The organism is Marinobacter sp., assembly GCF_052094685.1.
Lineage (GTDB): Bacteria > Pseudomonadota > Gammaproteobacteria > Pseudomonadales > Oleiphilaceae > Marinobacter.
Window position 1 is genome coordinate 1 of record NZ_JBQDKB010000007.1, and the last position, 13,665, is coordinate 13,665.

A 13,665-nucleotide genomic window follows, 5' to 3' on the forward strand; every position below is an offset into this window, starting at 1 on the left:
GCCATGGTGGCCTGAACTCTACTTTTGACACCCTCTTAAAATGGGGGGATTACCCTACCACTTATCCCTGCCATAGCTGCGCTCGCCACATCGTTTCCGCTGGTATTGAAAAAGTTGTTTTTATCGAGCCATATGAAAAGAGTCTCGCAAAGCAGCTTCACAATGATGCTATAACGGTTGGTTCCGAGAAAGATAAGGTGTGTTTTGTGAGCTTTGAAGGCGTTGCTCCAAGAAGATTTGATACTTTTTTTGGAGGACAGAAGCGGAGGAAAAACTCGGATGGGGTTGCTACAAAAATAATATTGTCAGATGCAGACCACGTTGACACTCAATTTCTTGATGCATACAAGACATATGAGGCAAAAATTCTGGCTTCAGTCACGGCAAAGTTGGACGATGAAGATACTTATGTTCCAGGCCAATAGGCAAGCTTCTTGATCTTTAGGAAGGTTGGCATTTGATCGCATTGATCGCCCAAACTTCCTTCCTTCGTGGTGGGTTATGCACCTAATCTGTTTCCAACCAAAACGACTTAGGGCCCATCAAAAGATACGCCCTAAGTCGTTGAAATCATGGTCGGCGTGGCAGGATTCGAACCTGCGACCCCTTCGTCCCGAACGAAGTGCGCTACCAAGCTGCGCCACACGCCGATCAATGGCGGGTATTATACGGGTTCACTCGTTTCTTTCCAGCCCCTCGGCCGCTAAGACCTCATCCGAAAATGCACTGAGAGTGTCGTAAATCGCCACCTTTGCGCCGGGTATTGGGTTGGTTTGAAGGTCTTGTTCCGTGTCCTCTCCGTTGCCGGTGCGCACAAGCGCTATTCGGCAACCTTCAGCAAATCCAGCTTCCAGATCCTTACGGCTGTCACCTACCATGATGGCACCTTTTAGAGTGTCTAGATGGCAGTGATTACGGATCTGTTCAAATAAGCCCGTGAGCGGTTTGCGACAACCGCAGTGCTCATCCGGATGGTGTGGGCAGTAGGCGATGAAATCGATGCGCCCGCCCTCAGCTTCCAGCAGTCGTGCCATCTTTTCGTGCATGTCATCCAGCACATCGGTGCTGTAGAAACCGCGAGCGATGCCAGACTGGTTGGTGGCGATGGCGAGTCGGTGGCCGGCTTTGTAAAGCCGTACCACCGCCTCAATACTGCCGGGAATGGGGTGCCATTCATCTACAGAGCAGATATAACGGCCGTCGTACTCGTTAATGACACCGTCCCGGTCGAGGATGATCAGCATGGGTCAGCCAGCGGCAGGCAGCAGCGAGATGTCAGCGACTCGTAGAAACAGGTTGTGCAGGCGGTTTAGCAGTGCAAGACGATTGTCTCGCACGGCCTCATCGTCTGCCATCACCATCACTTCACTAAAGAAGCTGTCCACGGGTTCCTGCAGGCTCGCCAACGATTGCAGCGCGTTGGCATAGTCGCCCTGCTCGAACAGCGGCAGCACTTTATCTGCTTGCTGCTCAACCTTTGTTGCCAACGCTTTCTCGGCGGTATCCTGCAGCAGGCTGCTGTTGATGGTTTCACCCACGCTGTCGCCACCTTGTTTGGCCAGAATGTTGGAGACCCGCTTGTTGGCGCCGGCCAGAGCCAGGGCTTCTGGCAGTTGGCGAAAGGCTTCCACAGCCTTTATGCGGCGGTCGAAGTCTAGCGGGCGGGTTGGCCGGCGAGCGTGGACGGCTAGATACACCTCGGCACCAATGCCTTGGTCGTCATAGTGGGCGCGGAACCGCTCCAGCATGTAATCCACGACGCTAGAGGCGGTATTCTCTGCACTCAGCCCGGTGTAGTTTTCTGCTGCCCATTCACAGCAGGTTTGCAGGTCCAGTGGCAGTTCACGTTCGACAATGATGCGCAGCACACCCAGAGACGCACGGCGCAGAGCGAATGGGTCGCGGGTGCCGGAAGGTGGCTGGCCAATGCCGAACAGCCCAACCAGTGAATCCAGGCGATCCGCGATGGCGAGCGCACAACTGGTTAGGGTTGTGGGCAGGCTGTCTTTCGCAAAGCGTGGCATGTACTGCTCGTTCATCGCCTTTGCTACATCGGCGGGTTCGCCGTCATCGGCTGCGTAGTACCGGCCCATAATGCCTTGAAGATCGCTGAATTCCAGCACCATTTCTGTGACCAAGTCGGTTTTCGCCAACATGGCGGCGCGCTCGGCTAAAGCCGGGTCACTACCAATCGCAGTGGCGATTTTCTTGGCCAGTGCCGCCACCCGAACGGCTTTGTCGTAAACGCTGCCGAGCTTTTCCTGGAACACAATTGGCTTGAGTCGTTCGATGCGGTCTTCCAACCGGGATTTACGATCGTTTTCGTAGAAAAAGGCGGCGTCTGCGAGGCGCGGGCGAATCACCTTTTCGTTACCAGAGACAACCTGGGAGGGATCTTTGCTCTCGATGTTGGCCACGGTAATAAACAGAGGAAGCATGTCGCCATTGGTATCCACCACGTGGAAGTACTTCTGGTGCTCCTCCATGGAGGAAACCAGTGCTTCTGCAGGAACTTCCAGGAACCGCTTGTCGAAACGGCCCATCAGCGGCACCGGCCATTCGTTCAGGCCGGTCACCTCATCCAGAAGGTCTTCATTAATCACCGCCTTACCGCCAGCTTCGGCTTCGGCAAGGGCGCTGACACCGGCGCGGATCTGCTCGCGACGTTTGGCGAAGTCGGCGATTACATAGCCTTCTTGCTCAAGCACAACTTCGTAATCTGCCGGCGTTGGGATAATCAGTGTTTTGGGGCAGTGGAAGCGGTGACCCCGGGTTTTGTTGCTTGGAGTCAGCCCCATGATGGGCGCATCAATGACCTTGTTGCCGTACAGCATGATCAGCCAATGCACTGGCCGCACAAACTCTGTGCGGCGCGCGCCCCAACGCATGCGCTTGGGAATAGGCAGTGACGCCAGCGACTGTTCAACCAGCCCAGACATCAGATCGACCGTTGGCTTGCCCTGCTCTACAGTACGGTAGACTAGCCAAGCACCCTTGTCGGTTTCCAGGGTGTCGAGCTGATCTGGCGTCACACCCAGTGACGTGGCGAAGCCGGTTAGCGCCCGTGTTGGGTTACCGGAATCATCAAAGGCGGCTTTGACCGCCGGACCGCGCTTTTCAACGGGCTTGTCTGGCTGAGCATCGGCCAGATCACGTATGCGCACTGCTAAGCGACGTGGTGCGGCAAAAGCTTCTACTTTTCCGAACTTGATGCCTGCATTTTCCAGGCCCTTGGCAATGCCCTGAGTGAATGCATCAGACAGCGGCTTGAGTGCTTTCGAGGGCAGCTCTTCTACGCCCAGTTCAACCAGAAAATCTTGTGTTGCCATGATTATGCCTTCCCCTCTACCTGCTGTGCCTGCTTCGCTTTTTTGCCTTTCTTGCCGCTAGCCTTGTTAGTTTCGGCTTTGGCTGTGGCCAGCACTTCCTGACGAATGTCTTCCTTGGCAAGTGGGAAGCCGAGCTTGCAGCGGCTATCGAAATACGCCTGGGCAACAGCCCGGGCCAGGGTGCGCACGCGCAGGATGAAACGCTGGCGCTCGGTCACCGAGATGGCGTGACGGGCATCCAGCAGGTTAAACGTATGAGAGGCTTTTAAAACCTGCTCGTAGGCTGGCAGGGCCAGGCCGGCCTCGATCAACCGGGCGCTTTCACGTTCATGAACATCAAAGCTCTGGAACAGGAACTCGGTGTCTGCGTGCTCAAAGTTGTAGGTAGACATCTCCACTTCTTGCTGGTGGAACACATCCCCGTAGGTAACGACACCATCTGGGCCGTTGGTCCAGACCAGGTCGTACACACTGTCGACGTCCTGCAGGTACATGGCAATGCGCTCAAGACCGTAAGTGAGCTCGCCGGTAACCGGGTAGCACTCAAGGCCGCCCACCTGCTGGAAGTAGGTGAACTGGGTAACTTCCATACCGTTCAGCCAGATTTCCCAACCTAGGCCCCAGGCACCCAGTGTGGGGGATTCCCAATTGTCTTCCACAAAGCGAATATCGTGAACCAGTGGATCAAGCCCCAACGCTTTGAGGGAGCTGAGATAGAGCTCTTGAAAGTTATCTGGCGAGGGCTTGAGCACCACTTGGAACTGATAATAGTGCTGCAGACGGTTGGGGTTTTCACCGTAGCGACCGTCTGTGGGGCGGCGGCTCGGCTGCACATAAGCCGCATTCCAGGTTTCCGGCCCAATGGCCCGCAAGAAGGTGGCGGGGTGAAAGGTACCGGCGCCCACTTCCATGTCCAGTGGCTGAAGTACCACGCAGCCGTGCTGCGCCCAGAAATTCTGCAGAGCCAGAATCAAACCCTGAAAGGTCTTGATGTCCGGAGTGGTGCTGTTTGTTGCCTTGTTTGTCGCCTTATCTGTCACTACGGTTGCCTGCTGATTCGGTCTGTGTTTGGCCGCTCTCCAACTTCGCTTGGAAGAGGGTCATTCTGAAAAAGGCGCATTATACGCTCGCCAAAGCTGTATTTCTAAGTGGACTTTATGCCGTTGATCTTGAACTAGAAGAACGTAAGCCCTACAGCAAAGAGTTTTTCGACTTCTCGCACCCGGGATTTGTCGACCAAGAACATAATAACGTGGTCATCCGGCTGTACCCGCAAATGGTCGTGGGCGATCAATACTTGGTTATGGCGCACGATGGCACCAATGGTTGCACCCTGGGGTAAGTTGATTTCATCAAGCCGTCTGCCAACCACCTTTGAGGATTTGTGATCCCCGTGGGCAATGGCCTCGATGGCCTCGGCGGCGCCTCTGCGCAGTGAGTGAACGTTTACAACGTCGCCCCGGCGCACGTGAGTGAGCAAGCTGCCAATGGTGGTTTGCTGGGGTGAAATCGCGACATCAATCTCGCCGCCCTGAATCAGGTCCACATAATCGGGGTTGTTGATCAGGGTGAATACCTTGCGAGCGCCCAAGCGCTTGGCTAGCAACGACGCCATAATGTTGGCTTCGTCGTCGTTGGTCACGGCAATGAACACATCGGTGTTTTCGATATTCTCTTCTAGCAGTATGTCTTTATCTGCAGCATTGCCTTCTAACACCACAGTTTTGCGTAGATTTTCGGAAAGCAGCACACAGCGTTCATGGTTGCGTTCCAGCAGCTTCACCTGATACCGGCTTTCCAGAGTGTGGGCCAGGCGCTGGCCGATGTTGCCACCACCGCAGATAAAAATGCGCTTGTAGTTTTTTACCAGCGGCTGCAGCTCGCTCATAACTGAGCGGATGTGGTCGGCCCCAGCGATGAAAAATACCTCGTCGCCATCCTCAATCACCGTATTGCCCTTAGGCATGATGGCGTGGTCTTTGCGAAAAATGGCTGCCACCCGGGTATCAATTTTGGGCATATGCATACGAAAATAAGACAGCTCGCGACCAACCAACGGCCCGCCTTCGGTGGCCCGAATGGCGACCAGTCTGGCAAGGCCTTTGGAGAATTCCAATATCTGCAAGGCGCCAGGGTACTCAACCAAGCGAGTGATGTGTCGGGTAACCAGCTGCTCAGGGCTAATCATCACATCAATCGGAAAGCCGTCGTCACCGAACAATTTTTTGCTGCTGCTCAGGTAGTCGCTAGCCCGCACCCGGCTGATTTTGGTGGGGGTATTGAACAAGATCTTGGCAATTTGGCAAGCCACCATGTTGGTTTCGTCGCTGTTGGTGACAGCGATCAGCATGTGGGCGTCATCTGCATCGGCTTTATTCAATACCGACGGGTAAGAGGCATTGCCTTGTACTGTGCGAATGTCGAGCCGATCCTGCAGTTCGCGAAGCCGTACCGCGTCTGTGTCGATAACCGTTATGTCGTTGGCTTCACTGGCTAGGTTTTCAGCCAGCGTGCCGCCTACCTGGCCGGCACCGAGGATCAGGATTTTCATAGTTCGGGTTTCTCCAGTACGGCATAGAAAAAGCCGTCATGGCTGATCGGATCGGGGAGAAGCTGTCGCCCCGCGCCCATGTCGCATCCCCATTGAACCTCTGGCTCTTTAAGAATGGCGCCAGTTTGCTGTTTAAGAAACCGTTGAATTATACGGTGGTTTTCTTGGGGGAACACGGAGCAGGTTGCATAGACCAAGCGCCCGCCGGGTTTGAGCACAGACCACATGGCGTTTAAAAGCCCTAGCTGTATGGCTGCCAGCGGCACAATGTCGGTTTCTCTGCGTAACAATTTTATATCGGGGTGGCGGCGTATCACACCGCTGGCGCTGCAGGGCACATCCAGCAGAATTCGGTCGAAAGGCTGGCCGTCCCACCACTGCTCTATATCAGCGGCATCTGCCTGTAGCAGGCTGGCCTGAAGATCCAAGCGATCGAGGTTTTCCTGAACTCGCGGCAAGCGCGCGGCAGATTCGTCGATGGCCACGACTTCTGCTAATTCGGCTTGGCTTTCTAAGATGGCGCAGGTTTTCCCGCCGGGTGCTGCGCAGGCGTCCAAAACCCGCTGCCCTGGAGCCAAACCGAGCAGGGTTGTACAAAGCTGAGCGGCTTCGTCCTGAACGCTAACGGCGCCGTCGGCAAACCAGGGTAATTGATCCACCTGAACCGGGCGGTTGAGCTGGATGCCGTTGGGTGAAAAACCGGTGGCGGTGGCCTCAATGCCCGCTTCGTTTAACTGTGCCAGGTACTCGTCGCGGCTAAAGCGTAGAACATTCACCCGCAATGTCATGGGTGCTTGGGCATTATTAGCTTCCAGAATCTGCTGCCAGTTTTCTGGCCAGTTGTGGCGCAGCTTTTCTACCATCCAGACAGGATGGCTGAAGCGACTTGTGTCACTTGCAGGCTCCGGTGCGCCTTCGCGCTCGGCCGAACGCAATACACCATTGACCAACCCTGTGAGGTGAGGCTTGTCGAGGGCGCGGCAGGCTTCCACAGATTCGTTCAACACGGCGTAGTTAGCCTGCTGGCTGAAGCGTAGCTGAAATAGAGCCACCAGCATCAGATGGTGAACAATGCGATCGGGTTTCTTTATCGGGCTTTTCAGCCGATTGTTCAGTTCACTGTCGAGGCGGTGAAACCAGCGACAGGTGCCGTAACAAAGCGCCTGAAGTACCGGGCGCTCGTTAGGAGCCAAGCTCTGCAGGGCTAGCGGTAGGCATTGTGATAGAGACTCGCCGTTTTCTACCGCCAACAAAACACTGGCGGCAACAGCGCGCATGGGCAGGCCGTGGTCGCCCATATCAGTTCAACTCCTGGCCGGGCAGCAGCAGGTGCTTGCCGCCGTTAATCAAGTCGTTCACGCTTTGGGCGCGGGAGCCAGGCAATTGCAGCCGGGTGATGCGCAAAGTGCCGGTACCGCAAGCCACATCAATGCCTTCCCTTTCCCGCCTTATCACCGTGCCTGCCGGCTTTTGGCTGTGCTCATCGGTGGCGGTGGCCTCGTGTATCCGCAAGCGCTGCTGCTCCAGATCGGTGAAGGTGCCAGGCCAAGGATTGAAGGCCCGAACCAAGCGCTCGATAGTGACTGCGCTCTGGGTCCAATCGATATGGCCCTCTTCCTTGGATAGCTTGTGGGCGTAGCAAGCTTGTTCATCATTCTGAACCTCACCACTTAGCTCGCCCTTCTCCAACTGGTTCAGTGCTTCAGCAATGGCCAGGCCACCCAACTCGGCAAGGCGGTCGTGAAGGCTGCCACCGGTGTCGGTTGATTCAATTGCGGTTGAGGTTTTTAGCAGCATGGCGCCGGTATCCAGGCCTTTGTCCATCTGCATAATGGTGATACCGGTATTCTCATCACCGGCAGCTATGGCGCGATGGATAGGCGCGGCGCCACGCCAGCGGGGTAGTAGTGAGGCGTGAATGTTCAGGCAGCCATGGGCCGGAAGGGCCAGGACGGCTTCAGGCAGAATCAGCCCGTAGGCGGCGACAATCATCACATCGGGTTGGAGATCTGCCAGTTCCTGCTGCGCTTCTGGTGTTTTCAGGCTTTCTGGCTGGAATACGGCAATGGCGTTATCCAGAGCCACCTGCTTTACCGGGCTGGGTTGGAGTTTGCGGCCACGACCTGCTGGCCGATCTGGCTGGGAGTATACGCCCACTATGGTGTGGTCGGTGCTCAGCAGGGCTTTGAGGGCAGTCGCTGCAAAATCCGGGGTGCCAGCAAAAACGAGTCGCACGGTGTTGGGTCTCTGTTCCGTTGAATACGAAAAGACCGGGCCAGGGCCCGGTCCGATGCTTGTTACAGGATTCTTGCGTGCCGTTCAGGCAATGCTCAGGCGCTCTGCTTTTGCTGCTTTTCCAGCTTCTTGCGGATGCGGTTGCGCTTGAGGTTGCTCAGGTAATCGACAAACAGTTTGCCGTTCAGGTGATCCATCTCGTGCTGGATACAAACCGCCAAAAGGCCACGGGATTCGATTTCGAAAGGCTTTCCATCCCGATCCATCGCGCGGATGATGCAATGCTCTATCCGTTCAACGTCCTCATAAAAGCCAGGTACTGAGAGACAGCCTTCTTGCATGGCTTCAAGCTCGCCGTCTAGTACTTCAACCGTTGGGTTGATGAACACCCTTGGCTCGCTCTTATCATCTGACAAATCCATGACAATGATTTGTTTGTGAACGTTTACTTGGGTGGCAGCCAGACCAATGCCGGGCGCATCGTACATTGTCTCGAACATATCGTCGATTAGGGTACGGTCTGCGTCTGTCACCTCATCAACCGGCTTGGCGATGGTGCGCAGACGAGGGTCTGGGTATTCGAGAATGTCTAGTATCATAATGCTCGTATGCCTGACTTTTTACGTTGTCTTTTGTAACTGTGTGAAAGCGATCTCTGAAATGCGACAGCGTACTGCGCAAATTGTTCCGCTCGCACTAATATAAGCAGCGCTGGGCCTCTTTCGGTACATTATCCACCAATTCGCCGATTGAGTACAAACTGACCAGGCAATAGTTAAAATCTTTCGTAAATGCCATAGAATTTACTGGAAGAACAAAAGATAACATCACAATTTGCGAGACTTCTTCTATAGTAACTTGCATAACAACGTAATAAGCTGCAGCCAACCAACTGCATCCTTACCTGAATGCACAGAATCAAGCACGCGATCAAGGACTTAGACAATGAGGAAACTGCTGTACGCTCTGGCGGCCACTACGCTGCTATTAACCTCGTGGGCTCACGCTGCACCAGAACTGCGGTCTGATCATCCTGAGCGTTACACTGTTGTGAAGGGTGATACCCTCTGGGATATTTCGGGACGTTTTCTGAGTGACCCGTGGTACTGGCCTGAAATTTGGCATGTTAACCCACAGGTTTCCAACCCCCATTTGATTTACCCGGGTGATCGCCTTGCTCTGGTTTATATCGATGGCAAGCCCCGCGTCACCAAGGTGACGTCTAACAACGGTATTGTAAAGCTGTCACCGAAAGTGCGTTCTGAGCGGATTGATACGCCTATTCCGGCTATTCCCCTGGATGCCATCAGCAGCTTTTTGACCGATACCCGCATTGTCAGCCCAGAGTTGATCAATGAAGCGCCGTATATTTTGGAAGGTGAAGACGGTCGTATCGTTATCGGTGCTGGCGACAGGGTTTATGCCCGAGGCAAGAAGCCCGCAGATAAGGTGGGTGTTTTTCGCCGCAGTAAAGAATTTGTGGATCCAGATACCGAAGAGTTCCTTGGCTTGGAAGCGCGCAGCATTGCCCGTGGTGATGTTTCGGCCGAACACGGCGATGTTCTGACCGTAGACCTGACACGCTCAAGCGAAGAAGTGCGTATCGGTGACCGCCTGCTGGTGAACGAAGATCGACGCCTAACCACTAGTTTTATGCCTAGCTCTCCTGACGATCAGGTGGAAGGCAAAATGATCTCTGTGGATGGTGGTGTTACCCAGATTGGCCAGTACAACGTAGTGGCCATCAACCGTGGCAGTCGCGAAGGTCTGAAGGCTGGAAACGTGATGGCGGTTCTCAAAAGTGGCAACTTCGTACGCGATCCCATAACCAAAGAAACCGTTGAGCTGCCTTCCGAGCGAGCTGGTTTGCTGATGGTGTTCCAAGTGTATGAAAAAATGAGTTATGGCCTGATCTTGCAGGCCACTCGCCCGCTGTCAGTGGGCGACAAGGTTACTAACCCCTGATTCCATAGCCGGTTAATCAAAAGCCGGGCCAGGAAGGCCCGGCTTTGTTGTTTTCAAGGATGATACTTTGTTTTCCTCTTGTTCTGCACAGTGGCTGTTTCTTACCTGTTTGCCTAAATTCGGGCGCACTCGACGGCGAGCCATGCTCGCAACCATTCCTGATCTTACGGATCTGCTAATCAGAAACTCTGCAACGCTCAAAGCCTATGGCCTGAGTGGCGATGCGGTGGCCGCCATATTGGCCTGGCAGCAGCAGGATGAAAATCATGCGGTGGTAAAGACTGTACGGCAGATTCTGTTGGACTGTGAACGGCACGCAATCGATGTTGTAAGCTGGCAGCATCCCCGTTACCCCGAAGCTCTTCGGCACATCCACGATGCGCCACTGGTGTTGTACACCCGGGGTAATCCCGGTCTGTTGGGTCGTGAGCAAATTGGCATCATCGGCAGCCGTAATGCCACGCCTGCGGGGCTGGATCACGCTCGCCGCTTCGCAGCAGAGCTGAGTAATCAGGGTTTGTTGATAACCAGTGGCCTGGCGCTGGGTGTAGATGGCGCGGCCCATGCCGGCGCGCTGGATGCCGGGCACGCCACCATTGCAGTGGTTGGCTGTGGGCTTGATCGCATTTACCCTAACCAGCATCGCCGGCTTGGCGCACGGGTTATCGGGAATGGCCTGATGGTTTCAGAATACCCACCAGGTACGCCTGCCAGAGCGGCACACTTTCCCCAGCGTAACCGAATTATCAGCGGCCTGAGCCGGGGCATTTTGGTGGTAGAAGCCGGCCTTAAAAGCGGCTCTTTGATTACAGCTCGCATGGCGTTGGAGCAGGGACGTGAAGTTTTTGCGATTCCCGGATCCATTCATAGCCCGGTGGCGCGAGGTTGTCACGATTTGATCAAGCAGGGCGCCCGGCTAGTGGATCAGGTGGATGACATCATGGAAGAGCTGGGTGCTGCTTGGTCGCTCCCGGCTGGCTGTGCCGTATCAGGGGCAGGCGCCACATTGCCAACGACGGAGCGACCTGATGCCAGTCAAATGGGTGCTCTAGAGGCCCGGGAAATCGCGGTGTTTGAGGCATTAGGGTATGATCCCCAGTCAACCGATGCACTGTGTTTGGCAACCGGTCTCCCAGCCAACCAGCTTGTCCAGTCTCTTCTGCTTCTCGAGCTAGAAGGATTGGTGAGTTCTGCCCCCGGAGGTTTCCAGAAAATTGCCTAAGCCCAACCCCTTAACCGACCAGCAATTACAGCTTGCTCGCAGCGCAATTTTGCATGGCGGGGTTATCGCCTATCCTACGGAGGCCGTGTGGGGCTTGGGATGCGATCCTTGGAATCTTCAGTCGGTTACGCGAATTCTTGCGCTCAAGAATCGGCCCGTGGAAAAGGGCATGATTTTGGTGGCGGCGAGTGTCGAGCAGGTTCGTTTTCTGCTGGACCCTTTACCTGAGGCCCTTCAAAAAGAAGCCCTTGGACACTGGCCCGGCCCGGTTACCTGCCTGTTGCCAGATGTGAACAAACAAATTCCCGAGTGGGTGCGTGGCAGCCACAGCTCGATTGCGGTCAGAGTCAGTGAGCACCCGGTGGTTAAAGCCCTGTGTGAAAGCGCTGGCATGCCTCTGGTCTCCACCTCGTGCAATCCGGCCGGACAAGAGCCTGCGCATACTGCACAGCAAGTTCTCGGGTATTTTGACGGTCAGCTCGATCAGATTGTGCCGGGCGACCTGGGCGGTAACCAGAAACCCAGCCGCATTATTGATATTGTCAGCGGTGAACAGCTTCGTTAGGAGAAATCATGCCACAGCAACCGGATAGCCATGCAGTTAAGCAGTATCTGCTTGGCTTGCAAGACACCATATGCCAGCGCCTGGAAGCACTGGAAGGCGGCGCAAAGCTTGTTCGTGACGCTTGGGATCGCCCTGAAGGCGGCGGCGGTGTAAGCCGTGTGATCAGCGATGGCCGGATTTTTGAAAAAGGTGGGGTCAACTTCTCCCACGTGATGGGGGATACCATGCCGGCATCTGCCACGGCCCATCGCCCCCATTTGGCGGGCGCACCCTGGCAGGCTATGGGTGTCTCCCTGGTGATCCACCCGAACAACCCTTATGTGCCCACCTCCCACGCCAACGTAAGGTTTTTCATCGCCACTCCGAAAAATGGCGAAGCGGTTTACTGGTTTGGCGGTGGCTATGATCTGACCCCGTATTACGGCTTTGATGAAGACTGCGTGCACTGGCATAAGACCGCAAAGGATGCTTGTGCACCGTTTGGCGAAGACACATACCGGCGCTACAAAGACTGGTGTGACGATTACTTTTACCTGAAGCACAGGGGTGAACCCCGGGGCGTGGGCGGGCTTTTCTTCGACGACCACAACACCGGTGATTTCGAACACGATTTCGGGCTGATGAAATCCGTGGGTGACAGCTATATTGAGGCTTATGAGCCCATTGTTCGCCGCCGCATGGAGCATGCTTACGGTGAACGCGAGCGTGATTTTCAACTTTATCGTCGTGGCCGGTATGTGGAGTTTAACCTGGTGTATGACCGTGGCACGTTGTTCGGACTTCAGTCTGGCGGGCGCACAGAGTCCATATTGATGTCGTTACCGCCCTTGGTGCGGTGGGATTACAGCCGAGTACCGGAGGCCGGTAGCGAAGAAGCGCGCCTAACGGAGCATTTTCTCACCGGGCGTGATTGGTTAGCCGGCGCCGGGTAGTAAACGAGGTATGTCATGAGTAATGAGCTTTATGCGGTGGTGGGCCACCCGATAAACCACAGCAAATCACCAAAAATTCACAGTCAGTTTGCTCAGCAGACCGGCGAGCCGATTGAGTATACGGCGGTTCAGGCGCCCCTGGAGGGCTTCGCGGCAACGGTTCACCAGTTTTTTAAGGGCGGCGGCAAGGGCCTGAACGTAACCGTACCCTTTAAGGAACAGGCATGGGAACTAGCCGATTGCCGGGCAGTGAGAGCTGAAAAAGCCGGTGCGGCGAACACCTTGTATCAGAACCAAGAAGGTCAGTTGGTAGCGGATAACACCGACGGCCATGGGCTGGTTCGGGATCTGCTTGCCAACCATGGCGTTCAGTTAAAAGGCGCCCACATACTGGTTTTGGGCGCGGGCGGTGCCGTACGTGGCGTTCTGGGCCCGGTGCTTGAGCAACAGCCCGCGAGCCTAACCATCGCAAACCGCACGGTGGCCAAAGCCGAAGCCCTGACTACGCTGTTTGCAGATGAGGCCGGCGCTGCCACTCTGAGCGCCTGCGGGTTTGACGAGCCAGACCAGCCGTTTGATGTGATTATCAATGGCACCAGCGCCAGCTTGCAGGGCGATCTGCCGCCACTTTGTGCAAATGTGATCACGGCCGGCACAGTGGTGTACGACATGATGTACTCTTTACAAACAACGACATTTAACCAATGGGCTCTAGATAATGGAGCTTTGCGGGTGTTTGATGGCTTGGGCATGCTGATTGAACAGGCTGCCGAGTCTTTCCGGGTGTGGCGGGGCGTGCGCCCGGAAACAGCGCCCGTTATTGATGCGATGCGTAACGACTGAGGCAATGATACAGAGGGTGCGCC

General features: G+C 55.3%; 12 protein-coding genes, 1 tRNA gene and 1 pseudogene. 6 read left to right on the forward strand and 8 right to left on the reverse strand.

The genetic code is table 11. From position 1 onward, the window contains the following. Positions 1 to 425 (forward strand): annotated as a pseudogene (locus ACTH3S_RS02630) (anti-phage dCTP deaminase); the annotation flags it as partial. A 148-nt stretch (positions 426 to 573) separates the two neighbouring features. Here ACTH3S_RS02630 and ACTH3S_RS02635 read toward each other — a convergent pair. The 8 genes from ACTH3S_RS02635 to def form a co-directional block, all read right to left on the reverse strand. Then, positions 574 to 650 (reverse strand) — tRNA-Pro (locus ACTH3S_RS02635). A gap of 24 nt (positions 651 to 674) precedes the next feature. Beyond that, the gene (gmhB, locus tag ACTH3S_RS02640; RefSeq protein WP_441807470.1) at positions 675 to 1,244 is read right to left on the reverse strand and encodes a D-glycero-beta-D-manno-heptose 1,7-bisphosphate 7-phosphatase; all 570 of its coding nucleotides are present in this window, start codon (positions 1,242 to 1,244) and stop codon (positions 675 to 677) included. A 3-nt stretch (positions 1,245 to 1,247) separates the two neighbouring features. Next, positions 1,248 to 3,329, reverse strand: a complete 2,082-nt coding sequence (glyS, locus tag ACTH3S_RS02645; protein ID WP_441807471.1) for a glycine--tRNA ligase subunit beta — start codon at positions 3,327 to 3,329, stop codon at positions 1,248 to 1,250. A 2-nt stretch (positions 3,330 to 3,331) separates the two neighbouring features. Continuing rightward, positions 3,332 to 4,369, reverse strand: coding sequence for a glycine--tRNA ligase subunit alpha (gene glyQ, locus ACTH3S_RS02650; protein ID WP_441807472.1), 1,038 nt, complete (start codon positions 4,367 to 4,369; stop codon positions 3,332 to 3,334). 134 nt (positions 4,370 to 4,503) lie between these two features. Beyond that, complete coding sequence (gene trkA, locus ACTH3S_RS02655; protein WP_441807473.1) at positions 4,504 to 5,880, reverse strand: Trk system potassium transporter TrkA; 1,377 nt, start codon at positions 5,878 to 5,880, stop codon at positions 4,504 to 4,506. Further along, complete coding sequence (gene rsmB / locus ACTH3S_RS02660; protein WP_441807474.1) at positions 5,877 to 7,178, reverse strand: 16S rRNA (cytosine(967)-C(5))-methyltransferase RsmB; 1,302 nt, start codon at positions 7,176 to 7,178, stop codon at positions 5,877 to 5,879. Before rsmB ends, trkA begins: the two co-directional genes overlap by 4 nt. A gap of 1 nt (position 7,179) precedes the next feature. Further along, positions 7,180 to 8,115: a methionyl-tRNA formyltransferase gene (gene fmt, locus ACTH3S_RS02665; RefSeq protein ID WP_441807475.1), complete on the reverse strand. Its 936-nt coding sequence runs from the start codon at positions 8,113 to 8,115 to the stop codon at positions 7,180 to 7,182. A 95-nt stretch (positions 8,116 to 8,210) separates the two neighbouring features. After that, positions 8,211 to 8,717 (reverse strand): peptide deformylase, encoded by a 507-nt coding sequence (gene def / locus ACTH3S_RS02670; RefSeq protein ID WP_441807526.1) that lies wholly within the window; start codon positions 8,715 to 8,717, stop codon positions 8,211 to 8,213. Positions 8,718 to 9,060: 343 nt separating this feature from the next. Here def and ACTH3S_RS02675 point away from each other — a divergent pair, with 343 nt between their 5' ends. The 5 genes from ACTH3S_RS02675 (at position 9,061) to aroE (ending at position 13,642) form a co-directional block, all read left to right on the forward strand. Then, the gene (locus ACTH3S_RS02675; protein ID WP_441807476.1) at positions 9,061 to 10,080 is read left to right on the forward strand and encodes a LysM peptidoglycan-binding domain-containing protein; all 1,020 of its coding nucleotides are present in this window, start codon (positions 9,061 to 9,063) and stop codon (positions 10,078 to 10,080) included. 67 nt (positions 10,081 to 10,147) lie between these two features. Beyond that, positions 10,148 to 11,302, forward strand: coding sequence for a DNA-processing protein DprA (dprA, locus tag ACTH3S_RS02680; RefSeq protein ID WP_441807477.1), 1,155 nt, complete (start codon positions 10,148 to 10,150; stop codon positions 11,300 to 11,302). Then, positions 11,295 to 11,867 (forward strand): L-threonylcarbamoyladenylate synthase, encoded by a 573-nt coding sequence (locus tag ACTH3S_RS02685; RefSeq protein WP_441807478.1) that lies wholly within the window; start codon positions 11,295 to 11,297, stop codon positions 11,865 to 11,867. The genes dprA and ACTH3S_RS02685 overlap by 8 nt, the downstream gene beginning before the upstream one ends. An 8-nt stretch (positions 11,868 to 11,875) precedes the next feature. Continuing rightward, entirely contained in the window at positions 11,876 to 12,799 is a 924-nt protein-coding gene (gene hemF, locus ACTH3S_RS02690) for an oxygen-dependent coproporphyrinogen oxidase (protein WP_441807479.1), read from the forward strand. A 15-nt stretch (positions 12,800 to 12,814) separates the two neighbouring features. Next, positions 12,815 to 13,642, forward strand: coding sequence for a shikimate dehydrogenase (gene aroE, locus ACTH3S_RS02695; protein ID WP_441807480.1), 828 nt, complete (start codon positions 12,815 to 12,817; stop codon positions 13,640 to 13,642). Positions 13,643 to 13,665 lie beyond the last annotated feature (23 nt).